This window comes from Modicisalibacter sp. 'Wilcox' (assembly GCF_010993675.1).
In the GTDB taxonomy this organism is placed as follows: Bacteria; Pseudomonadota; Gammaproteobacteria; order Pseudomonadales; family Halomonadaceae; genus Modicisalibacter; species Modicisalibacter tunisiensis.
In genome coordinates, this window is sequence record NZ_WNXF01000008.1 from 88,698 (window position 1) to 111,592 (window position 22,895).

General features: G+C 66.4%; 18 protein-coding genes and 4 tRNA genes. 13 read left to right on the top strand and 9 right to left on the bottom strand.

The genetic code is table 11. The features are described from left to right. The first annotated feature begins 26 nt into the window (after positions 1-26). Positions 27-3,929, top strand: a complete 3,903-nt coding sequence (locus G7A98_RS09305) for an AAA family ATPase (protein WP_163649392.1) — start codon at positions 27-29, stop codon at positions 3,927-3,929. 24 nt (positions 3,930-3,953) lie between these two features. Here G7A98_RS09305 and G7A98_RS09310 read toward each other — a convergent pair whose 3' ends face one another. Together G7A98_RS09310 and G7A98_RS09315 are read right to left on the bottom strand one after the other, a co-directional pair. After that, positions 3,954-4,688 (bottom strand): UDP-2,3-diacylglucosamine diphosphatase, encoded by a 735-nt coding sequence (locus tag G7A98_RS09310; protein ID WP_163649393.1) that lies wholly within the window; start codon positions 4,686-4,688, stop codon positions 3,954-3,956. Positions 4,689-4,764: 76 nt separating this feature from the next. Further along, a complete protein-coding gene (locus G7A98_RS09315; protein ID WP_163649394.1) occupies positions 4,765-5,259 on the bottom strand; it encodes a peptidylprolyl isomerase in 495 nt (164 codons plus the stop codon). A gap of 144 nt (positions 5,260-5,403) precedes the next feature. Here G7A98_RS09315 and G7A98_RS09320 point away from each other — a divergent pair, with 144 nt between their 5' ends. Both G7A98_RS09320 and cysS read left to right on the top strand, forming a co-directional pair. Then, positions 5,404-7,083 (top strand): glutamine--tRNA ligase/YqeY domain fusion protein, encoded by a 1,680-nt coding sequence (locus G7A98_RS09320; protein ID WP_163649395.1) that lies wholly within the window; start codon positions 5,404-5,406, stop codon positions 7,081-7,083. 2 nt (positions 7,084-7,085) lie between these two features. Beyond that, the gene (gene cysS, locus G7A98_RS09325; RefSeq protein WP_163649396.1) at positions 7,086-8,465 is read left to right on the top strand and encodes a cysteine--tRNA ligase; all 1,380 of its coding nucleotides are present in this window, start codon (positions 7,086-7,088) and stop codon (positions 8,463-8,465) included. A gap of 107 nt (positions 8,466-8,572) precedes the next feature. On the opposite strand, the gene mtnN is transcribed toward cysS, so the two are convergent. From mtnN to folD, 3 genes are read right to left on the bottom strand one after another with little or no spacing between them, the layout of a single operon-like run. After that, positions 8,573-9,298, bottom strand: coding sequence for a 5'-methylthioadenosine/S-adenosylhomocysteine nucleosidase (mtnN, locus tag G7A98_RS09330; protein ID WP_163649397.1), 726 nt, complete (start codon positions 9,296-9,298; stop codon positions 8,573-8,575). Positions 9,299-9,323: 25 nt separating this feature from the next. Beyond that, entirely contained in the window at positions 9,324-9,791 is a 468-nt protein-coding gene (locus G7A98_RS09335) for an S-ribosylhomocysteine lyase (RefSeq protein WP_163649398.1), read from the bottom strand. A gap of 56 nt (positions 9,792-9,847) precedes the next feature. Next, positions 9,848-10,717: a bifunctional methylenetetrahydrofolate dehydrogenase/methenyltetrahydrofolate cyclohydrolase FolD gene (gene folD, locus G7A98_RS09340; RefSeq protein ID WP_163649399.1), complete on the bottom strand. Its 870-nt coding sequence runs from the start codon at positions 10,715-10,717 to the stop codon at positions 9,848-9,850. A gap of 197 nt (positions 10,718-10,914) precedes the next feature. Between folD and G7A98_RS09345 the strand changes: the two genes are divergently transcribed. The 10 genes from G7A98_RS09345 to G7A98_RS09390 all read left to right on the top strand — a co-directional run bounded on the left by G7A98_RS09345 (position 10,915) and on the right by G7A98_RS09390 (position 20,110). Further along, positions 10,915-10,991 (top strand) — tRNA-Pro (locus tag G7A98_RS09345). A gap of 75 nt (positions 10,992-11,066) precedes the next feature. Continuing rightward, positions 11,067-11,143: transfer RNA gene (locus G7A98_RS09350), tRNA-Arg, on the top strand. 58 nt (positions 11,144-11,201) lie between these two features. Next, a tRNA-His gene (locus G7A98_RS09355) sits at positions 11,202-11,276 on the top strand. 31 nt (positions 11,277-11,307) lie between these two features. Further along, positions 11,308-11,382, top strand: a tRNA-His gene (locus G7A98_RS09360). Positions 11,383-11,632: 250 nt separating this feature from the next. Next, positions 11,633-12,985: a trigger factor gene (gene tig, locus G7A98_RS09365; protein ID WP_163649400.1), complete on the top strand. Its 1,353-nt coding sequence runs from the start codon at positions 11,633-11,635 to the stop codon at positions 12,983-12,985. A 112-nt stretch (positions 12,986-13,097) separates the two neighbouring features. Continuing rightward, positions 13,098-13,718, top strand: a complete 621-nt coding sequence (gene clpP, locus G7A98_RS09370) for an ATP-dependent Clp endopeptidase proteolytic subunit ClpP (RefSeq protein ID WP_163649401.1) — start codon at positions 13,098-13,100, stop codon at positions 13,716-13,718. Positions 13,719-13,785: 67 nt separating this feature from the next. After that, a complete protein-coding gene (gene clpX / locus G7A98_RS09375) occupies positions 13,786-15,063 on the top strand; it encodes an ATP-dependent Clp protease ATP-binding subunit ClpX (RefSeq protein WP_163649402.1) in 1,278 nt (425 codons plus the stop codon). A 164-nt stretch (positions 15,064-15,227) separates the two neighbouring features. Beyond that, positions 15,228-17,636, top strand: coding sequence for an endopeptidase La (gene lon, locus G7A98_RS09380; protein WP_163649403.1), 2,409 nt, complete (start codon positions 15,228-15,230; stop codon positions 17,634-17,636). A 178-nt stretch (positions 17,637-17,814) separates the two neighbouring features. Beyond that, on the top strand, positions 17,815-18,087 hold the full coding sequence (gene hupB, locus G7A98_RS09385; protein ID WP_163649404.1) for a nucleoid-associated protein HU-beta: 273 nt from the start codon (positions 17,815-17,817) through the stop codon (positions 18,085-18,087). Positions 18,088-18,274: 187 nt separating this feature from the next. Continuing rightward, positions 18,275-20,110 (top strand): SurA N-terminal domain-containing protein, encoded by a 1,836-nt coding sequence (locus G7A98_RS09390; protein ID WP_163649405.1) that lies wholly within the window; start codon positions 18,275-18,277, stop codon positions 20,108-20,110. 122 nt (positions 20,111-20,232) lie between these two features. On the opposite strand, the gene G7A98_RS09395 is transcribed toward G7A98_RS09390, so the two are convergent. From G7A98_RS09395 to queC, 4 genes are read right to left on the bottom strand one after another with little or no spacing between them, the layout of a single operon-like run. Beyond that, positions 20,233-20,529: a YkgJ family cysteine cluster protein gene (locus G7A98_RS09395; RefSeq protein ID WP_163649406.1), complete on the bottom strand. Its 297-nt coding sequence runs from the start codon at positions 20,527-20,529 to the stop codon at positions 20,233-20,235. Beyond that, complete coding sequence (locus G7A98_RS09400; protein WP_163649407.1) at positions 20,526-21,419, bottom strand: 6-carboxytetrahydropterin synthase; 894 nt, start codon at positions 21,417-21,419, stop codon at positions 20,526-20,528. Before G7A98_RS09400 ends, G7A98_RS09395 begins: the two co-directional genes overlap by 4 nt. Next, positions 21,419-22,069, bottom strand: a complete 651-nt coding sequence (queE, locus tag G7A98_RS09405) for a 7-carboxy-7-deazaguanine synthase (RefSeq protein WP_163649408.1) — start codon at positions 22,067-22,069, stop codon at positions 21,419-21,421. Before queE ends, G7A98_RS09400 begins: the two co-directional genes overlap by 1 nt. Positions 22,070-22,071: 2 nt before the next feature. Further along, positions 22,072-22,767 carry a 7-cyano-7-deazaguanine synthase QueC gene (gene queC, locus G7A98_RS09410; RefSeq protein ID WP_163649409.1) on the bottom strand — a complete coding sequence of 232 codons (696 nt, stop codon included), beginning with the start codon at positions 22,765-22,767 and terminating at the stop codon, positions 22,072-22,074. Between the last annotated feature and the right edge of the window lie 128 nt (positions 22,768-22,895).

Below are 22,895 nucleotides of genomic sequence, written 5' to 3' on the forward strand. Positions count from 1 at the left end.
GACGAACAACGCAGGAACTGATAACAATGGCACGGTCTTCTTCCGGCAACACGCAGTTGACGCTGTTCGGTCACTTCTCGCTCTCCCTGGGCGAGGATACGCTCACCCAGTTCAGTTACGACAAGGTCAAGGCGCTGCTGGTCTATCTGCTGCTGATGGAGCAGCCGGCCAACCGCGCGGCGCTGGCCGAACTGCTGTGGCCCGACCAGGGGCTGTCCTCCGGTCGGACCAATCTGCGTCACGCGCTGCATTGCCTGCGCCAGAGCCTGGGCGACGAGGCCGAACGCACCCTCGAGGTATCGCGTCAGACCATCGCCTTCGCGCTGCCCGGCAACTGGCGCTTCGATCTCAAGCAGCTCGAGACCCTGCTCGACCGGACGCCGGATGCGGCGGGGCTCGAGCAGGTGCTGGCCGTCTATCGTGGCGACCTCGTCGAGGACCTGCAACTCGCGCAATGTGCGGATTATCAACGCTGGCTGGTCCGCATGCGCGGCGAGTGGCGCCAGCGGGTGCTGAGCTATGCCGAGCAGGTGCTCGAAGGGCGGCAGGAGCTGCCCGATGCCCTGCTGCGCACGCTGGTCAGCCGCTTTTCCGGCTATGCGCCGTTCCACGAGCGGCTGATCCGGCAGCTGATCGAGCAGGGGCAGTCCGCCGCGGCCCACGAAGAGTACAACGCCTATCTCCAGCTGCTGGCCCTGTCCGGCCAGCAGCCCGAACCGAGCATCCTGCAGCTGGCCCGTTACTGGTCGGACGGACGCGGCGACACCCCGCCCCCGGTGACGCCCCAGGGGGCCTACTCGCGGACCCTGGCGGCGGACAGCCAGCCGTTGAGCGATGACGAGATCGAGCATCGCCAGCTGTCGGTGATGGCCATCCGCCTGCGCCTGCGGGGCGAGTGGGACGAGCGTGGCGAGGCCCGGGCCTGCCTGGCGCTGCAGATCGAGCTGCTGCGCTGGCTGGAGCGCCAGTGCCACCATCTCGGCGGATTCTGGCTGCCGGGAGCCACGGGCGGGCTCGGCCTGGCCTGCTTCGGTACCCACGGGCCGGCACACCAGCTGGCGGAACTGGTGGCGCTCTACGAACACTGCCGCCGCGCCCTGCCCGAGGAGGCGGCGCGACTCTGGAGCGGCCATGGCGAGATGCCGCGCTTCGATCTGGCCGCCGGGCTGGACAGCGGCCGTGTGCTCTATCTGCCGGAGCGGCAGCTGGTCGACCCGTTGGGTCAGGTGACCCAGCGTTCGCTGGAGTTGATGAGCGCCGCCGAGGGCAGCGAACTGGTGATCTCCCAGGAGGCCAGCCAGCACATGCCGCCGGCGCTGGACCTGCAGCCGCGCCTGTCGACGCGCCTGCTGGCCAGCGACGGCAAGGTACGGCTGCGCGCCCTGGTGCTGGGCGTCAACGAGAGCGGGCGCAGCGCGGTGCCGCCGAGCCTGATCGGTCGCGAGAGCGCCCTGCGCAAGCTGCGCGATGCCCTGGCCCGCGCCGGGCTGGGGCTGCGCCAGAGCCTGCTGGTGCAGGGGGCGTCCGGGATGGGCAAGTCGGCACTGATGGTGAGCTTTCGACAGCTGGTGCAGAGCGAGGACGTCGCGCTGTGCTGGCAGTCGACCACGCGCATGTCGATGCAGGAGCCGTTCGGGCTGGCGCGGCTGATGCTGCGCTGGCGCTGTGACGAGTGCCTCGACGAGGCGAGCCTGGCGGAACTGCTGAGCGCGCAGGGCGACGAGGCGCTGTTGCAGGCACCCACTTCCTGGCAGCTGCTGCAGCAGGCCCTGGGGCTGGCCGAGGTCGATGACTCGCTGGCCGCCGCCCAGAGCGGCGAGGCGGTCGAGCTGCTGGTCGGGGTGCTGCATCGCATGATCGAGCGCGCCGCGGTGCGCAAGCCGCTGGTGCTGCTGGTCGACGACCTGCAGTGGATCGACGAGCCCTCCCTCAAGCTGCTGGCCGGCCTGCAGGCGCGGCTGCCGATCAATACCGCCTTTCTGCTGGTGGCCAGCCATCACGGCCGCGAGCCACTGCCGGTTCGCCTCCACTGGGATCAGCAGCTGCTGCTCGACAAGCTCGACGCCATGCAGTCGTCGCGGCTGCTGTCGCAGCTGGCACGGCGCTACCGCCTGCATCTCAGCCCGCGTCTTCGCGGCCAGCTGATCGAGCGCTGCGACGGCGTGCCGCTCTACCTTCAGGAGATCTGCCGGCGTCTCGACATGGACCGCCGCGAAGGGCGCAGCATCCAGGTCGACGAGCTGCCGCGCGGCCTGCTCGGGCTGCTGGCCAGCCGCATCGACCAGCTCGACAGCGATCGCCACGTGACGCACGTGGCGGCGGTGCTCGGTCGCCAGTTCCGCCTGGACTTCCTGCGCGAATGCAGCCAGCTCGACCCCGAGCGCCTGAAGCAGGCGCTCGACCACATGCAGCGGCTCGAGATCATCGAGCGCTGCGATGCCCACAGCGAGTACGAGTACCAGTTCACCCATCCGTTGCTGCAGGAGGCCGCCTACCTGTCCTGCCCGCGGGACGTGCGCACGCGCATCCACCAGCAGGTGGTCGGGCTGATCGAGGAGCGCTTCCCGATGTGGATCAGCCGCCACCCGGGTGACTTCGCCACGCATCTGCGGCGCAGCGGGCACTATGCCCGCGGGGCGCGCTATTTCGAGCTGGCCGCCCGCGAGGCGCTCAAGGTCAGTGCCAATCGCACGGCGTTGCACATGGCCGACCTGGGGCTGGCCAGCCTGCGCCAGATCGAGGGGCAGGTGGAGCGGGAGATCAGCCTGCTCACGGTGCGTGGCCAGGCCGCCTTTGCGCTGGAGGGGCATGGTTCGCCCACGGCACACGAAAGTTTCGTCAAGGCACGCGAGCTGCTCGAGGGGGCCCGCTGCGCCGACGAGGAAACCGAGCTGGAGCAGCGCTTTCTGGTCAAGTGGGGGCTCTGGGTGGGGTGCAGTCAGCGTTTTGCCCAGGCGGATGCCTTCTCGCTGGCCTCGGGGATGGCGTCGCTGGCCGAGCAGCTGCCCGACCCCCGCTATCGGCGCCTGGCGGCCTATGCCCGGGCGCATTGCGAATACTGGGCGGGGCGCGTGCGTCAGGCGCTGGATCATCTCGAGGAGATCGACCCGCTCCATCAACCGATGATGATGGAGTGGCTGCCGTTCTCCGACCATCCGCAGGTGGCGGCGGCCTGCTATCAGGGTTGGGCGCTGTGCCTGCGCGGGGATTACCGGCGGGCCGAGCAGCAGGTCGAGGCGGCGGTTCGCCTGGCCGAGACGCTCAACCACCCGGGGTCGCTGGCGCTGGCCCTGATGAGCGCGGCGGCGTTGTATCGGCAGCTGGGGCATGTCCATCTGGCCGGGGCACGGGCCGAGCGCGCCTTCGAGCTGACCCGCACGCCCGACCTGCATCTCTGGCACATGACGGCGCAGTGCGCGCTGGGCTGGCATCGTGCCCTGACCGGGGACCGCGCGGGGCTGGCGATGATCGAGGCCGGGCTGGACGAGTTCACCGAGCTGGTCGGGCGCGACCGGCATCAGCGCCCCATGCTGTGGTACATCGATGCCTGCATGGCGCTCGACGAGCTGACTCGCGCCGAGGATTACCTGGACCAGTGCCTGATGATGGCCCGCGAACGCGGCTCGCTCTTCGTGCCAGAGCTCTGCGTGCATCTGGCGCGGGTCCATCATCGGCTGGGGCGCTCGCCCGAGGTGGTGCGTGTGCTGCTGGAACAGGCGCTGGAGCAGGCGCGGGAACACGAGAATCCGCATCACCAGCTCTATGCGCTGGAGCTGTGGCTCGAGGTACTGGCGCCGGAGGACGAGCAGGCCGCGGAAGCGCTGCGCCAGTTGCTGGGCGAGGTGACGCAGACCGATGCCCCGGTGCTGCTGCGCTGGCGGACGCTGCTCGATCAGTCGCTGTCGCGCTCGACGACCTGCGCCCCCTGACAGGGCCGTCCCGAGCGGACGGCCTCAGGGGCTGAGCGGAAAGTCGCGCAGCTGCGGCGGCAGGCCGGGGGCGACGCGGACCTCCCAGCCGCGGTTCGGCTGCCAGTCGCCGAGCACGATGCGGCGTGCCGGCTGACCGTCGACCTCCAGCTCGTGCACGGCGGGGCGATGGGTGTGGCCGTGGATCAGCGTGCGCACGCCATGCTCGGCCATCACACGCTCCACCTCGCTCGGGGTGACATCCATGATGTCCTCGGCCTTGGTGGAATTGGCTTCGCCGGACTGGCGGCGCAGGTCGCGGGCCAGGGCCAGGCGCTGCTCGACCGGCAGTGCGAGGATCTGGGCCTGCCACTGGAAGTCACGGGCCTTGGCGCGAAAGGCCATGTAGGCCTCGTCACGGGTGCAGAGACTGTCGCCGTGCATCAGCAAGACGCGTTCGCCGCCCAGCTCGACGACGCTCGGGTCGCCCAGCAGGGTGGCGCCGGTCGCCTCGGCGAAGCCCTCGCCGACCAGGAAGTCACGGTTGCCGTGCATGAAGTACAGGGCCGTGCCCGCGTCGCTCAGCCGGCGCAGGGCCTCGAGAATCCCCGTCTCGAACTCGCCGCGATGATCGTCGCCGATCCAGGCCTCGAAGATGTCACCCAGCAGGTACAGACACTCGGCCTGGCGCGCCGGGCCATCCAGGTAGCGCAGGAAGCCGTCGGCGACTTCGGGGGCGCCGGGGTGCAGGTGCAAGTCGGAAATCAACAGCGTGGTCATGGCAAGGGGCGCATCGGTGGGTGAGTGAAACGACGACGCCCGCCGGCAATGGCCGGCGGGCGTCGGATCGAGTGGCTCAGTCGCGGATCTCGGCGCGCTCGAGAATCACGTCCTCGGCCGGCACGTCGGCGTGCATGCCGCGGCGGGTGGTGGGCACGCCCTTGATCTTCTCGACCACGTCCATGCCGGCGACCACCTCGCCGAACACGCAGTAGCCCCAGCCCTGCGGGGTCTTGCCGCGATGATCGAGGAAGTCGTTGTCGGCGACGTTGATGAAGAACTGCGCGGTGGCGGAGTGCGGGTCCTGGGTGCGGGCCATGGCCACGGCGCCCTTGCGGTTCTTCAGGCCGTTGTCGGCCTCGTTGTCGATCGGCGCGCCGGTCGGCTTCTGTTCGAAGTCGGTGTCGAAGCCGCCGCCCTGGACCATGAAACCGTCGATCACGCGGTGGAACAGGGTGTTGTCGTAATGGCCGTCGCGGACGTACTGCTCGAAGTTGGCCGCCGTCGCGGGGGCCTTTTCATGGTCGAGTTGCAGGTGGATTTCGCCGTAGTTGGTATGCAGAACGATCATGGGATTCTTCCGGACTGTCTGGGTGGGGGCGCCTTGGCGTAGCGCGCGAGCGTCACGCTATAATAGCCGCTTTCCAGCGACAGGCGAAGCCGATAGGCTTGGCCGTCTGCGATACCCGATCATCAAGAGGTTCCCCGACGTCCCATGACCAACGAGAGCAGCAGCGCCCCGAACTTCATCCGCAACCAGATTCGCGAGGAGATCGAAGCGGGCAAGGTCGATACCGTGGTCACCCGGTTTCCGCCGGAGCCCAATGGCTTCCTGCACATCGGCCATGCCAAGTCGATCTGCCTGAACTTCGGGCTGGCCGAGCAGTTTGGCGGGGACTGTCACCTGCGCTTCGACGACACCAACCCGGCCAGGGAGGAGCAGGCCTACATCGACGCCATCAAGGCCGACGTGGAATGGCTGGGCTTTCACTGGGCCGGCAAGGTGCGCTTTGCTTCCGACTACTTCGACCAGCTGTATGCCTGGGCGCAGCACCTGGTGCGCGAGGGCAAGGCCTACGTCGATGATCTGTCGCCGGACGAGATTCGCGAGTATCGCGGGACGCTGACCGAGGCGGGGCGCCCGAGCCCGTATCGCGACCGTTCGCCGGAGGAGAACCTCGATCTGCTCGAGCGCATGCGCCGGGGCGAGTTCGCCGAGGGCGAGAAGGTGCTGCGCGCCAAAATCGACATGGCCTCGCCGAACATCAACCTGCGCGACCCGATTCTTTACCGGATTCGCCATGCGTCCCATCACCAGACCGGCGACAAGTGGAAGATCTATCCGTCCTACGACTTCACCCACGGCCAGTCCGATGCCATCGAGGGCGTCACCCACTCGGTCTGCACCCTGGAGTTTGAGGACCATCGGCCGCTCTATGAATGGTTCCTGGACAACCTGCCGGTGCCGGCGCGGCCGCGCCAGATCGAGTTCGCGCGGCTCAACTTGAACTACACCGTGACCTCCAAGCGCAAGCTCAAGCTGCTGGTCGACGAAGGGGTGGTCGACGGCTGGGACGACCCGCGCATGCCGACCATCTCCGGCATGCGCCGGCGCGGCTACACGCCGGCCTCGATTCGCAAGTTCTGCGAGATGATCGGGGTCACTCGGGCCGAGGGTGGCATGGTGGATATCGCCATGCTCTATCATGCGATTCGCTCGGACCTCGAGGACAACGCGCCGCGGGCGATGTGCGTGCTCAAGCCGCTCAAGGTGGTGCTGACCAACGTTCCCGAGGACCATGACGAGGCCTTCGAGGTGGCGGGCCACCCGGCGCGTGACGACATGGGCGTGCGCCGCCTGCCGTTCACCCGCGAGATCTGGATCGACGCCGATGACTTCATGGAAGAGCCGCCCAAGAAGTTCTTCCGCCTGGCGCCGGGCAAGGAGGTGCGCCTGCGCAACGCCTATGTGATTCGTTGCGACGAGGTGATCAAGAACGCGGCCGGCGAGATCGAGGAGCTGCGCTGTTCGGTGGATTTCGACACCCTCGGCAGGAATCCGGAAGGACGCAAGGTCAAGGGCGTGATCCACTGGGTCAGCGCGGCGCATGCCGTGCCGGTCGAGGTGCGCCTCTACGACAACCTGTTCCAGGTCGAGGCGCCCGATCGGGATCGGGACGTCGACTTCCTCGAGCACCTCAACCGCGATTCGCTGACGGTGGTGCAGGGCTGCGCCGAGCCGAGCCTGGCCGAGGTCGCGCCGGAGACCCGTTACCAGTTCGAGCGGGTGGGGTATTTCTGCGCGGATCGCCATGCCGCCGCCGAGGGGCGGCGCGTCTTCAACCGCATCGTCGGTCTCAAGGACACCTGGGCCAAGATCCAGAAGAAGGGCTGATCATGCAGATCTACAACACCCTGACGCGCACCAAGGAGACCTTCGTCCCGATCGAGCCGGGCAGGATCCGCATGTACGTCTGCGGGATCACCGTCTACGACTACTGCCACATCGGCCATGCCCGGGTCATGGTGGCGTTCGACGTGATCACCCGCTACCTGCGCTCGCGCGGCTTCGAGGTGACCTATGTCCGCAACATCACCGACATCGACGACAAGATCCTCCGGCGCGCCGAGGAAAACGGCGAGCCCATTGCCGCGCTGACCGAGCGGATGATCGCGGCGATGCACGAGGACGAGGCGCGGCTCGGCGTGCTGCGCCCGGACCTCGAGCCGCGTGCCACGGCGCACATCGACGACATCCAGGCGATGATCGCCACGCTGATCGACAAGGGCTACGCCTATCGGGCCGACAACGGCGATGTCTACTACCGGGTGCGGCGCTTCGCCGATTACGGCAGGCTCAACAACCGCGACCTGGACGAGATGCGCTCCGGGGCACGGGTGGAAGTCGACACCCACAAGGAGGACCCGCTCGACTTCGTGCTGTGGAAGGCGGCCAAGCCGGGCGAGACGAGCTGGCCATCGCCGTGGGGCGAGGGGCGTCCGGGCTGGCACATCGAGTGCTCGGCGATGTCCACCTGCTGCCTGGGCGAGACGTTCGACATTCACGGCGGCGGTCCGGACCTGACGTTCCCGCACCACGAGAACGAGATCGCCCAGAGCGAGGCGGCGACCGGGCAGCGCTACGTGAACACCTGGATGCATGCCGGCGCGGTGCGGGTCGACCAGCAGAAGATGTCCAAGTCGCTGGGCAACTTCTTCACCATCCGCGACGTGCTGGCCGAGCACGACCCCGAAGTGGTGCGCTACCTGTTGGTGTCGAGCCACTATCGCAGCCCGATCAACTATGCCCCGGATGCGCTCGACGACGCACGGCGCTCGCTGGAGCGCTTCTACAATGCCCTCGACGCCGTCGAGCCGGTGGCCGGCGATGTCGACGCCGGCTATGCCGCGCGTTTCACGGCAGCCATGGACGATGACTTCAATACGCCCGAGGCGCTGTCGGTGCTCTTCGAACTGGCCCGCGAGCTCAACCGGGCCAAGGCCGAGGATGCCGGGCGCGCCGCGGCGCTGGCCTTCGAGCTCAAGCGTCTGGGGCAGGTGCTGGGGCTTCTCGAGCAGGTGCCGGCAGCGTTTCTCCAGGGCGGGCGGGCGCTGCCGCTGGCCGAGGCGGAAATCGAGGCGCGGATTGCCGCGCGGGCGGCCGCCAAGAAGGCCCGGGATTTTGCCGAGGCCGATCGCATCCGCGACGAGCTGGCCGCGCTGGGCATCGTGCTCAAGGATTCCCGGGAAGGCACCACCTGGGTGCTGGAGCGCTGAGCGCCATCCAGTGCTCGCCAGGACGGGTTGCAACGAAAACGCCGCGCCCCGAGGGGCGCGGCTTTTTCATGGCCGCTTTCCGGCCGTTGCCACGGCGGGGCAGGAGCTCAGGCTTCCTGCGGCGTCGCCTGCGGGGTGCCCAGCCGCTGCACCATGGCCGCGACCATCTCGGCGGAGTGGCGGGCCGCCTGGTCGATGAAGGCCGTGAAGGACAGGTTGGAGTCCTTGCCGGCGATGTCCGAGAGGGCGCGGATCACCACGAAGGGGCAGCCGTAGAGGTGGCAGGTCTGGGCGATCGCGGCGGCTTCCATCTCGGCGGCGAGCATCGTCGGGAAACGCTCGCGGGTGCGCTGGACGGCATCGGGGCAGGCCATGAAGGCGTCGCCGGTGGCGATCAGGCCCTCGTGAACGCGCAGGTGGCCGAGGCTCTCGACGCACTCGCGGGCCACGCGCACCAGACGGTCGTCGGGCAGGTAGGCGGCCGGCATCTGCGGCACCTGGCCATGCTCGTAGCCGAACACCACGGCATCCACGTCGTGGTGGCGCACCTCGGTCGAGATCACCACGTCGCCCACGTCCAGCCCGTCACCGAAGCCGCCGGCGGAACCGGTATTGATGATGACCTCGGGGTGATACATGTCGAGCATGAGCGTCGTGCCGATAGCCGCGTTCACCTTGCCGATGCCGGACTGCAGAATGACCACCTCGACGCCGTTCAGGCGCCCGGTGTGGAAGGTCGAACCGACGTGATGGCGGGTCCGGCGGTTCTCCAGGCGGGAGGCCAGCAGGGCGACCTCTTCCTCCATGGCACCGATGATGCCGATCTTGTGCATGGGGCGAATCGTCCTCTCTACTGGCTCAGGCAAAGACCTGGTGCCATTCATCGCGCTTGGCGAGGAAATCCCGGGCGAGCGCCTGGGCGCCTTCCAGGCTGTGGCTGGCGGCCCAGCCGCACTGCATTTCGGTGCAGGCCGGCACCTCCTCGGCGACAAGGATGTCCTGCAGCGTCTTTTCGATCAGATCCAGGACGCCGTCGTAGTCGTCGTGATTGATCATCGCGATGTAGAAGCCGGTCTGGCAGCCCATGGGGCTGATGTCGACGACCTTGTCGCTGTGATTGCGCGACAGCTCCGCCATCAGGTGTTCCAGCGAGTGCAGGGCCGGCATCTCCATGTGTCCCTTGTTGGGCTGGCAGATACGCATGTCGTACTTGTGGATATTGTCGCCGTTCTCGCCGGTCGTGATGCCGGCCAGGCGCACGTAGGGGGCCTTGACCCGGGTGTGGTCGAGATTGAAGCTCTCGACGTTCATCGGCGTCTCGCTCATTCAGGGCTCCTGATGTGTTGCTGAATGGTGCGTTGCAGGGCGCGCATTATATCGATTCAGTCGTCGCTGTGCATGGCGTCGTGCAGTTCGGCGGCGAACAGGGTGTTCTCGAGCAGCGAGGCGACCGTCATCGGGCCCACGCCGCCAGGTACCGGGGTGATGTAGCTGGCGCGCTCGGCGGCGGGTGCGTATTCGACGTCACCGACCAGGGTGCCGTCCGGCTGGCGGTTGATTCCCACGTCGATGACGATGGCACCCGGCTTCACCCACTCGCCCTTGACCAGACCCGGAACGCCGACCGCGACCACGAGCAGGTCGGCGCGGCGCACATGAGACTCCAGGTCGCGGGTGAAGCGATGACAGACGGTGGTGGTGCAGCCGGCCAGCATCAGTTCCAGCGCCATCGGCCGGCCCACGATGTTGGAAGCGCCGACGATGGTGGCGTCGAGGCCGCGCACCGGGATCCCCGATTCCTGGAGCAGGGTCATCACCCCCTTGGGCGTACACGGCCGCAGCACGGGCAGGCGTTGGGCCAGCCGGCCGAGGTTGTAGGGGTGAAAGCCGTCGACGTCCTTGTCCGGGCGGATGCGCTCGAGAATCGGCCGGGCGTCGAGGTGGTCGGGCAGCGGCAGCTGGACGAGGATGCCGTCCACCGCCGGATCGTCGTTGAGGCGGTCGACCAGTTGCTCGAGTTCGGCCTGAGAGGTGTCTGCCGGCAGCGAATGGCGAAAGGAGAGCAGTCCGGCCTGTTCGCAGGCGCGATGCTTGTTGCGAACATAGACTTCGGAAGCCGGATCGTTGCCGACCAATACCACGGCAAGGCCGGGAATGCGGGCACCCTTGCTGCGGCGAGCTTCTACCTGGCGGGCGACCTGTTGTCGGACATGCGCGGCGATGGCCTTGCCATCGATCAATTGGGCGGTCATCGAAAGTTCCTTTGCTTCGCGGCAATCAGTGATGCGGGGGAAAGAAGTGGCGTTGATTTTCGCACGCAATACCCCGCAGTCAAAGCGCCGGGGGCGAGGTGGTGATGCTAAGGGCTTGACTCGCGGAGGAAGTTGCGTAGAATATGCAGCGCTTGACGAGGCCCGGAGGCAAGCGTCAAGGCCGTATGTCTCGCCGGCGGGGTATAGCGCAGTCTGGTAGCGCGCCTGCTTTGGGAGCAGGATGTCGGGGGTTCAAATCCCTCTACCCCGACCATCCGCAGGCTGCGACGCCTCGGATGGGCTGCGTTGCTCGTCGCGGCTGTGGCAGTAGCTGGGCCGTAACAGTTCGGCGCCCATAGCTCAACCGGATAGAGCAACGGCCTTCTAAGCCGTGGGTTGCAGGTTCAAGTCCTGCTGGGCGCGCCATGCTGCAGTCCGGCGGCAGGCTCTCGGGCAGGGCGTCAAGCGAGTCGACACGACAGTGGTGGATGTAGCTCAGTGGTAGAGCCCCGGATTGTGGCTCCGGTGGTCGTGGGTTCGATCCCCATCATCCACCCCACGTCGACGTCGGCAATGCAGTTCATGAAATGGTGGATGTAGCTCAGTGGTAGAGCCCCGGATTGTGGCTCCGGTGGTCGTGGGTTCGATCCCCATCATCCACCCCATTTCATTCCTTCCCGATCCTGCAGTCTCGCTCGTTCCTCGCATGTTCTCCGTTTCCCCGGCGGTTTCTCTCCGGCTTCGGTCGCGATTCGTCGTCAGGTGGCCTGGAGTGTCGGCGAGCCCCTTGCAAAGCTTTGGTACAGCCCCCATGTATCGGGGAAAGCGGGCGAACTTGCCAGGTCGCCCCGGGATTCTTAGAATCCATCTCTTTTGAACGTACTCCAAACAGCCCTAGTCGGTAGAGGACCATTCATGCAAGTTTCCGTCGAAACGACTTCCCCGATCGAGCGCCGCGTCACGGTACAGGTACCGGCAGAGGAGGTCGATCAGGCTGTCAGCGAACGTCTTCAGGACACCGCCAAGCGGGTGCGCCTGAACGGTTTCCGTCAGGGCAGGGTGCCGATGGCCGTCGTCAAGCAGCGCTATGGCCGTGACGTGCGCAACGAGGTGGTTGGCGAAGTGATGCGCCAGCACTACGTGCGCGCGATCACCGAGCACAGCCTCAACCCGGCGGGCTATCCCTCCATCGAGCCGACGGTCGACGAAGCTGGCAAGGATCTGGAGTTCGTGGCGACGCTCGAGGTCTACCCGCAGGTCGAGCTCAGCAGCATCGAGGGGACCGAGGTGGAGCGCCCGGTCGCCGAGGTGACCGACGCCGACATCGATCAGATGATCGACACCCTGCGCAAGCAGAACGCTTCCTGGGAGGTCGTTGAGCGCGAGGCCGCCGAGGGCGATCAGGTCAAGATCGACTTCCAGGGCTTCATCGACGGCGAAGCCTTCGAGGGCGGTCAGGCCGAGGGTCATGATCTGGTGCTGGGCTCCAACAGCTTCATCCCCGGTTTCGAGGAGCAGCTGATTGGTGCCAAGGCCGGCGACGAGCCCGAGATCAAGGTCACCTTCCCGGAGGACTACCAGGCCGAGCACCTCGCCGGCAAGGAAGCGACCTTCAAGGTCAAGGTCCATCAGGTCAGCGCCCAGCAGCTGCCCGAGATCGACGACGACTTCATCGCGCGCTTCGGTGTCGAGGGCGGCGATCTCGAGGCGTTCCGGGCCGAGGTCCGCAAGAACATGGAGCGCGAGATCAAGCAGGCGGTGGACAACCGGGTCAAGCAGCAGGTGCTCGAGGCGCTGCAGCGCGCCAACGACATCCCGGTCCCGGCCTCGCTGATCAGCCAGGAAACCGACGCGCTCAAGCGCCAGGCGGCCCAGCAGTTCGGCCTGGGCGAGGACTTCGACGTCTCCCAGCTGCCCGACGAGCTGTTCGCCGATCAGGCCAAGAGCCGCGTTCAGGTCGGCCTGCTGCTCGGCCAGGTCATCGAGGACAACGGCCTCGAGGCCAGCGACGACGAGATCAAGGCCAAGGTCGAGGAGCTGGCCCAGCAGTACCAGCAGCCCGAGCAGGTCATCGAGTACTACCTCAAGGACGAGCAGATGAAGAATCAGGTCAAGTCTGCCGTGCTCGAGGAGAAGGCGGTTGACAAGCTGCTCGAGCAGGCACAGGTTAAAGACGTCGAAATGTCCTACGAAGAGGCACTCCAGGCCGCCCAGCAGCAGGGTGGCGAGGGCGACGCCGATGACGAGAAGGCCGACGACCAGGCTTGAGGCCGACAAGCAGGCAGCACGGACCCGGCCGAGTGCCGGGTCTCTAGTCACTGCGACTGTCGGTCGGCAAGCCAGGATTATCCCAATCACCGGATGTTAAGGGTGTCACGCAATGGGCAATGAGTTCGATATTCAAAACGCCGGCGGCCTGGTCCCCATGGTGGTCGAGCAGAGCGCGCGCGGCGAGCGGGCGTACGACATCTACTCCCGCCTGCTCAAGGAGCGTGTAATCTTCCTGGTGGGTCCGGTGGAAGACTACATGGCGAATCTGGTGGTGGCACAACTGCTGTTCCTCGAGTCCGAGAACCCGGACAAGGACATCCACCTGTACATCAATTCGCCCGGTGGCTCGGTGACCGCGGGGCTGTCGATCTACGACACCATGCAGTTCATCAAGCCGGACGTTTCCACCGTCTGCCTGGGGCAGGCGGCCAGCATGGGGGCGCTGCTGCTCGCCGGTGGCGCCAGGGGCAAGCGTTTCTGCCTGCCGCACTCGCGGATGATGATTCACCAGCCGCTGGGCGGCTATCAGGGCCAGGCCTCGGATATCGAGATCCACACCAAGGAGATTCTCAATATCCGTCACAAGCTCAATCGCATTCTGGCGGATCACACCGGTCAGGACATCGACACCATCGCCAAGGATACCGACCGCGACAATTTCATGGACGGGGAGCAGGCGGTGGCCTATGGCCTGATCGACGAGATGCTGGAGAAGCGGCCGGTATCCTGATAGCGTAAATCCAACCCTGCATATCCAGGCGGCCCGCCAGGGGCCGTCGCCGTAAAGAGGTACGCGAATGGCCGACGGCAAAGGCAAGGACGAGGGCAAGCTGCTGTACTGCTCGTTCTGCGGCAAGAATCAGAACGAGGTACGCAAGCTGATTGCTGGCCCCTCCGTCTACATCTGCGACGAATGTGTCGATCTGTGCAACGACATCATTCGCGAGGAAGTCCTCGAGGCCGACGCCGAGGGCGACGAGGATCGCCTGCCGGCTCCGCGCGAGATCCGCGACACCCTCGATGACTACGTGATCGGTCAGGATCGCGCCAAGATGGTGCTTTCCGTGGCCGTCTACAATCACTACAAGCGGCTGCGGGCCGGCGGCAAGTCCGACGATGTCGAGCTCGGCAAGTCGAACATCCTGCTGATCGGGCCGACCGGCAGCGGCAAGACGCTGCTCGCCGAGACGATGGCGAGGCTGCTGAACGTGCCCTTCACCATCGCCGACGCCACCACGCTGACCGAGGCGGGCTACGTCGGGGAAGATGTCGAGAACATCATCCAGAAGCTGCTGCAGAAGTGCGACTACGATGTCGAGAAGGCGCAGAAGGGCATCGTCTACATCGACGAGATCGACAAGATCTCCCGCAAGTCGGACAACCCGTCGATCACCCGTGACGTGTCCGGCGAGGGGGTTCAGCAGGCGCTGCTCAAGCTGATCGAGGGCACGACGGCCTCGGTGCCGCCCCAGGGCGGGCGCAAGCATCCCCAGCAGGAGTTCCTGCAGGTCGATACCGGCAACATCCTGTTTATCGTCGGCGGTGCCTTCGCCGGCCTGGACAAGGTGATCCGCGATCGGGCCGAGAAGGGCGGCATCGGCTTCAATGCCGCCGTCAAGAGCAAGGACTCCGATCAGGGGGTCGGCGACATCCTCACCGGCGTGGAGCCGGAGGACCTGGTCAAGTTCGGCCTGATCCCCGAGTTCGTCGGGCGCCTGCCGGTCATCGCGACGCTCACCGAGCTCACCGAGGATGCCCTGATCCAGATCCTCACCCAGCCGAAGAACTCGCTGATCAAGCAGTACGCGAAGCTCTTCGAGATGGAGAACGTCGAGCTCGACTTCCGCGAGGACGCCCTGCGTGCCGTGGCTCGCAAGGCGATGGCGCGCAAGACCGGCGCCCGGGGCCTGCGCTCGATTCTCGAGTCCGTGCTGCTTGATACCATGTACGAGGTACCTTCGCTGGAAGGCGTGACCAAGGTGGTGATCGACGAGTCGGTGATCGCCGGCGAGAGCGATCCGCTGCTCATCTACTCCTCCTCCGAGGAAGGCAAGGTCGCCAACAAGGACGGCTGAGTCGAGGCTGTTTCCGAACGGGGGGCCGCCAGGCCCCCTTTTCGTTTCCCGCGTCCCGGCAGCCGCCGTCCCGGTTGCAAAGTGGTCGCGCCGCCCCCATTGTTCATTCCAGCCATGAGCCGCTCAGGCGGCCCAACCATCCGATTCGTGAGGAACTGCCTGCAATGCAGCAGAACACCGAACAGACACAGAGTCTGCCCCTTCTTCCGCTGCGGGATGTGGTTGTCTACCCGCAGATGGTGATCCCGCTCTTCGTCGGTCGCGAGAAGTCCATTCAGGCCCTCGAGGCGGCGATGGAAGCCGACAAGCGGATCCTGCTGGTCGCTCAGCGCGAGGCCGGGCAGGATGATCCGGATGCCGGTGATCTGTTTGCGGTGGGGACCGTGGCCGACATCATGCAGCTGCTCAAGCTGCCGGACGGCACCGTCAAGGTACTGATCGAGGGGGCCTCCCGGGCCGACATTCGCCAGCTCGGCCAGGCGGAAAGCGGTTACAGCATTGCCGAGATCACTCTGCGCGAGAGTCAGCCGCTGACCGAGCGTGAGCAGGAGTCGCTGGTGCGGGTGCTGCTCAACCAGTTCGAGCAGTACGTCAAGCTTTCCAAGAAGGTGCCCAACGAGGTACTGAGCTCGCTGCAGGGCATCGAGGACCCGAGCCGGCTGGTCGACACGATCTGCGCGCACCTGTCGTTGAAGATCGGCGACAAGCAGGAACTGCTCGAGATGGATCGCGTGCGGGATCGCATCGAGCACCTGATGGCGCTCATCGAGTCCGAGATCGATCTGCTGCAGGTCGAGAAGCGCATCCGCTCCCGGGTCAAGGAGCAGATGGAGAAGTCCCAGCGCGAGTACTATCTCAACGAGCAGATGAAGGCCATCCAGAAGGAGATGGGCGAGCTCGAGAACGTGCCCAACGAGGCCGAGAAGTACGAGCAGCTGATCAAGGACTCCGGCATGCCCGCCGAGGCCGCCGAGAAGGCCAATCAGGAGCTCGGCAAGCTCAAGATGATGGCGCCGACCTCGGCCGAGGCTACCGTGGTGCGCTCCTACCTCGACTGGCTGGTGGCCGTGCCGTGGAAGAAGCGCACCCGTGTCAAGCATGACCTGGCCCATGCGGTCAAGGTGCTCGACGAGGACCACTACGGCCTGGAAGAAGTCAAGGAGCGCATCCTCGAGTACCTGGCGGTCCAGAAGCGGGTCAAGAAGCTCAAGGGGCCGGTACTCTGCCTGGTGGGCCCGCCCGGGGTGGGCAAGACCTCGCTGGGGCAGTCGATCGCCCGGGCGACCAACCGCAAATATGTGCGTCTGGCACTGGGTGGCGTGCGCGACGAGTCGGAGATCCGCGGCCACCGGCGGACCTACATCGGCTCGCTGCCGGGCAAGGTCGTCCAGCGCATGACCAAGGCCGGCGTGCGCAACCCGCTGTTCCTGCTCGACGAAGTCGACAAGCTGGGTGCCGACTATCGTGGCGACCCCTCATCGGCGCTACTGGAGGTGCTCGACCCCGAGCAGAACAACACCTTCAGCGATCACTACCTGGAGCTCGACTACGACCTCTCGGACGTGATGTTCATCTGCACGGCCAACTCGATGAACATTCCCGGCCCGCTGCTCGACCGCATGGAAGTGATTCGCCTGCCGGGTTATACCGAGGACGAGAAGCGGGCCATTGCCGAGCGTTATCTGGTCCCCAAGCAGCTCAAGGCCAACGGTCTCAAGGACGAGGAGCTGACGTTCTCCGACGAGGCGTTGCTCGAGCTGATCCGCTACCACACGCGCGAGGCCGGGGTGCGCGAGCTCGAGCGCCAGATCGCCAAGGTCTGCCGCAAGGTACTGCGCGAGCGTCTCGAGAAGGAGGCCAAGGAAGGGGCGCAGGCGCCACAGCTGCTGGCCGCCGCGGATATCGAGGCCTACGCCGGGGTGCGTCGCTACAGCTACGGCCTGGCCGATCAGGAGAACCAGGTCGGGCGTGTCACCGGGCTGGCCTGGACCTCGGTCGGGGGCGAGCTGCTCAATATCGAGTCGGTGGTCACGCCGGGCAAGGGCCGCATCAACAAGACCGGTTCGCTGGGCGATGTCATGAAGGAATCGGTCGACGCCGCGCACACCGTGGTCCGTGCCCGGGCCGTGCCCATGGGAATCGATCCGGAGCGCTTCGAGAAGGAAGACCTGCACATCCACGTGCCCGAGGGAGCGACCCCCAAGGACGGGCCGAGTGCGGGCATCGCCATGGTGACGGCCATGGTCTCCGCCTACACCGAGCGGCCGGTCCGTTGCGATGTGGCAATGACCGGTGAAGTGAACCTGCGCGGCGAGGTCATGCCGATCGGCGGTCTCAAGGAGAAATTGCTGGCGGCACGGCGCGGTGGTATAAAGACCGTGCTGATTCCAGAGGAGAATCGTCGGGATCTCAAGGAAGTTCCCGATAATGTCAAGGATGCCTTGGACATTCGGCCTGTACGCTGGATCGATGAAGTTCTCGACATTGCACTGGTCGATGTGTCCGGTGGTGACGGCGACGAAGGCCGGGTCGAAGATACCGCGTCCACCCGCAGCATGATAAGCACGCATTAAGCCGATTTAAGCCGTCATGCCGGTGCGAAAAGCCCGGTATGACGGGCTTTGGCGCCGAAGGTTGGTTGACAGTCGTTCCTGCACGTTGCTATAAATTGCTTTTTGCTGTGATCGTGCAAGGCCACCCGCTAAATCGCGCCGATTTCCAGTAATTTCCGAAACAGTCAAGGGGTGAAGTGTGAATAAATCCGAGCTGATCGAAGCCATCGCTGCTTCCGCCGATATTCCCAAGGCGGCGGCCGGTCGTGCCCTGGATGCAATGATCGATACCGTGACCGACTCCCTGAAGAAAGGCGACTCCGTGGCCTTGGTGGGCTTCGGTACCTTCACCGTCAAGGAGCGTGCCGCGCGCACCGGTCGCAATCCGCAAACCGGTCAGCCGATCGAGATCAGCGCCGCCAAGGTGCCCAGCTTCAAGGCGGGCAAGGCGCTCAAGGACTCGGTCAACTGAGTCGCGATTTCCACGGAATGACGCCGGGGACAGCGGCCAGATCAGTGCGCGGATGATTGATTCGTGATGCTCAGCATCCCTCTTGGGCCCGAAGTGCTTTCCCGGTATCCGTTGTCAGGCGTATCGCATCCGCGATGCGCCTTTTTCGTTAGTGAACTTGTCGAATAACACTGCATCCGAGGCCAGCATGCTGCAACAAATCCGGGACCGCTCACAGAGCATGATCGCCAAGGTCATCGTCGGGGCCGTCATCGTCGCGCTCGCCCTCTTCGGTATCGAGTCCCTCGTCAACCTGTTCACGCAAGGCTCCGACAATGTCGCCGAGGTCAATGGCGAAGGCATCAGCCGGCAGGCGGTGGAGACGGAGGTGCAACGCGCGATTCGCTCCGGCCAGGTGCCGGCGGACCAGGAAAGCGAGGTACGCAAGCAGGTCATCGAGCAACTCATCAGCCAGTCGCTGCTCGACCAGTACGCGGCCGATGGCGGCCTTTACCTGTCCGATGGACAGCTCGACCAGGTCATCGTCAATCGCCCCGAGTTCCAGGATCAGGACGGCAAGTTTTCCGCCGACCTGTTCCGCAACCGGCTGGCCAGTGCCGGCTATACGCCCCTGGCGTTTCGCCGCCAGCTCAAGCAGGACCTGCAACGCCAGCAGATCCAGCAGGGGCTGGCCGAGAGCGAGTTCCTGCTGCCGTCGGAGCGCCGTCAGCTGGTCGCCCTGCAGAACCAGACGCGCAGTTTCCGCTACGTGACGCTCACGCCCGATGATCTCGAGCAGCCGGTGACCGTCACCGCTCAGGAAGTCGAGGATTACTACCAGGCGCATCAGGCGCAGTTCAAGCGTCCCGAGGAGGTTCAGCTGAACTATGTCGTGCTCGACCAGTCGGCGCTGGCCGACGACGTCAAGGTCGATGACCAGGCGCTGCGTCAGGCCTACGAGCAGCGCAAGAGCGAGGCGCCGCGTCGCATCGCGCACATCATGGTGAGCTTCGGTGATGCGCGTACCCGAGAAGAGGCCAAGGCGCGTCTGGAAAAGGTGCGTCAGCGTCTCGAGCAGGGCGAGAGCTTCGCCAGGCTGGCCGCCGAGTACTCCGATGACAAGACCACCGCCGACAAGGGCGGCAAGCTGGGGGTGATCAGTCGCGGCATTTTCGGCAAGGCGTTCGAGGATGCCGCCTTCTCCCTCAAGCCGGGGCAGGTGTCCGGCATCGTGGCCACGGACAATGGCCTGCACCTGCTCAAGGCGACGGGCATCGATATCCCCGACTTCGAGTCGATGCGTGACTCGCTGCGCCAGAAGCTGGCCATGCAGAAGGCCGAGGAGCGCTTCAATGACAAGGCCCAGCGGCTGATCGACGAGAGCTTCTCCGCCGATGATCTGGCCGGCGTGGCCAAGGATCTGGGGCTCGAGGTGCAGCACAGCGACTGGGTGTCGCGCGATTCGGCCGATGGCGTGCTGGCCGAGCCGGGCGTGATGAAGGCGGCCTTCAAGCCCGAGGTACTCGAGCAGGGCTACAACAGCGACGTGATCGAGCTGGACGACCAGCGCCGCCTGGTGCTGCGCGTGACCGACCACCGCCCGGCGACGACGTTGCCGCTGGATGACGTTCGCGACAAGGTGCGCAGCGCGGTGACCGCGGAAAAGACCCGCAAGGCCCTGAGCGAGCGTGCCGCCCAGCTGGCGAGTGCGCTCGAGTCCGGCAAGGCACCGGCGCTGGACTGGCAGAAGGCCGAGGCGGTGACGCGCCAGCCCCGGAAGGGGGAAGTGCCGCAGGCGATCATCGATCAGGCGTTCCGCCTGCCGCGGCCGAGCGAGGCCGGCCAGCCTGTCTATGGTCGAGCGATGCTCGATTCGGACGTGGCACTGATCGCCCTGGATCAGGTGACCACGCCGGAGAGCCAGGACAGCTCGGATCGTCAGTCCGCCCTGGCGGCGCGACTGGCCGAGCGCCTGCGGGCCCAGGCGGCGATCCAGGGGCTGCTGGAATCCCTGCAGGGCAAGGCGGATGTCGAGCGTCTCTGATTGGCGCCCTGTCCGCGTCGTCACCCGGGCGGTGCGCTGAGCTCGCTCGCGCCTGACCACCATTCGACCCCGGCGTTATCGCCGGGGTTTTTTGTGAATGGGCTTCTTGCTGGCGGGCGTGCTCAGGTGAGCGTTTCCAGTAACGTGATGCGCTCGAGGGCGTCGCGGCGGTCATTGCCGCAGACGTCGACATCGAAGGCGAAGTCCCGGCAGACTGCCGGGCGCCGGGGGTCGCCGAACAGCCGGCACAGGTTGTGCTCGTCCAGCTGCACGCAGCGTACCCCGGCCGGCTTGCCGTCGGGCATGCCGGGGATCGGCGAGCTGATCGACGGGGCGATGCAGCAGGCGCCGCAGCCGGGGCGACAGCCGGTGCTCCGCTCGGCCTGCTCGCCGGGCGTTGTGACTGTCGAGCGACTCAAGGCCCGGCCTCCGCCAGGGCGCCCTTGTCGATCCCCTCGAAGGCCTGCACGCGCACGCGCTGGCCGGGGGCATGATGCCGGGCGACCTGCTCGGCCAGCCAGCGGGCGATATGCTCGACGGTGGTCGGGGTCGGCAGGATCTCGCAGCGTTCGGCGGGCAGGCGCAGGCGAAAGTGCCCCTGGCGCGAGGTATAGCGGATCACCGTGGTTTCGGGCTCGCCAATTGGCTCACCATTTGGCTTGCCGTTCGACCCGCTGTTCGGCGCGTCGTCGGGCTCGCGGTCGTCCGCATGCAGCAGGTAGCGATCGTCGAGGCGTTCGCTCCAGTGGCGTTCCAGGTCCGGGCGCCGCCGGCCGTCGCACCAGATGTGCAGGCGCGAGCGATGGCCGTGGGCGATGCGCTGGCAGTTGCCGTCGTGGTGCTTGAGCCCGTGGCTGTAGGTGTAGGCGCCGGCCGCCTCGATCGCCTCGTCGCGCAGCGTGATTTCCACGCCGTCGACGCGGGGCGGGGCGTGTCGCGTCAGGTATTCACTCAGGTGGGCGGCCAGTCGCTCGCGATCGATGCGGGCCCAGGGGAGCAGGGTGTAGGCCTGGCGCGGCGCGCGGATCTCCATCGGATAGGGCGTGGTGGTGCGGACCATGAGCCCCTCGCGGCAGTCGCTCACCGTGACGCCCGCGGCGGCGGTCGGTATCAGCAGGGTATGGTCGGGGCCATCATCGATGACGGCCTTGATCCAGGGCTTGACGGCGCCGAAGTCGAAGAGCATGCCATCCTCGCCGAGCGTGCCGTGGAGGGCGGCGTCGATGTGCCAGCTGACGCCGATCAGACCGCGCTCGGGGCTCCACAGCGAGGCATCCAGGTGGCTCAGGCCGTTGACGAACAGGGTCATCAGTCGATTCCCAGTTGCTTGTGAGTCTGCAGCGACAGATGCCACTGTGGATGGGCGAGGCAGAAGGCCAGGCTGGCCGCCAGCGGCGGCTCGCCATCCGTGATGGCCGCAGGCCGGGTATCCATTGGCTGCAGATAGAAGTGGCGAAACTCGAGGGCGGCGAAGCGCCCCGGTGGCGCGTCCGGCTGCGGATAGACCAGCTTGAGCTCGTCGCCCCGGGTGATCGTCAGTTCGGCCCGGCCCTTGGGACTGACGCACAGCCAGTCGATGCCCTCGGGGGCCGGCAGGGTGCCGTTGGTTTCCACGGCGACCTCGAACCCCCGGGCGTGCATGGCAGCGATCAGGGCGGTATCGAGCTGCAGCAGCGGCTCGCCGCCGGTGAAGACGACATACGGCACGGCACGCTCGGTGCCGCCGGGCCACAGCTCGGCCAGGTGCGTCGCCAGGCGCTCGGCGTCGGCAAAGCGCCCGCCGTGCTGGCCGTCGGTACCGATGAAGTCGGTGTCGCAGAAGCGACAGAGGCTGGCGGCGCGATCGCGCTCCCGCCCCGACCAGAGGTTGCAGCCGGTGAAGCGGCAGAACACGCTGGGGCGCCCCGTGCGGGCGCCTTCGCCCTGCAGCGAATAGAAGGCTTCCTTGACGCTGTACATGCTCAGCGCTCCCCGGCGATGGCGTAGGGCAGCGGGTCGGTCCGGCCGTGCGCGGCGAAGGCCGCCAGGCGTTCCCGGCAGCTGCCGCACTCGCCGCAGGCCGTCTCGCCACCCTGGTAGCAGGTCCAGGTCTCGGCGTAGTCCAGCCCCATGGCCAGCCCGTCGGCGAGGATGTCGGCCTTGCCGGCATGCAGGTAGGGCGCCTCGATCGTCACCGGCGAGAAGTTGGCGATGGCGGCGACATCGTTCATGCGCTGAAGGAACTCGGGGCGGCAATCGGGGTAGAGCACGTGATCGCCGCCGTGGGCGCCGTAGAAGCACACCTCGGCACCGATGTTGACCGCCTTGGCGATGGCCAGCGACAGCAGGATCATGTTGCGGTTGGGCACCACGGTGGCGGTCAGGTTGTCCTCGGCGTAGTCGCCATCGGGCAGGGTGCGATCGGCATCGGTCAGCGCCGAGTTGTCGATCAGCGGGTGAATGGCCTGGATGTCGACGACCTGGTGGGTGATGCCCAGCTGCTCGCAGACGCGCCGTGCCGCGTCCAGCTCCCGGGCATGGCGCTGGCCGTAGTGGAAGGAGAGCGCGTGAAGTTCGTAGCCGCGGCGCAGGGCGTGGTGCAGCACGGTGTAGGAGTCCATGCCGCCGGAATAGATGACGACGGCCCTGGCGGGCGTCGAGGAGATGGTTCGGGTCATGTGAGGGTCCTGCCGGAGAATTTATGGCCGTGAGTCACGGTTCCGGGGTCCGGGCGTCCGGATGGGCCGCCCAGGGGCGGCAGGGCGGCATTGTAACGGCAGGGCGCTCGCGGCTCCAGCCGTGGGCA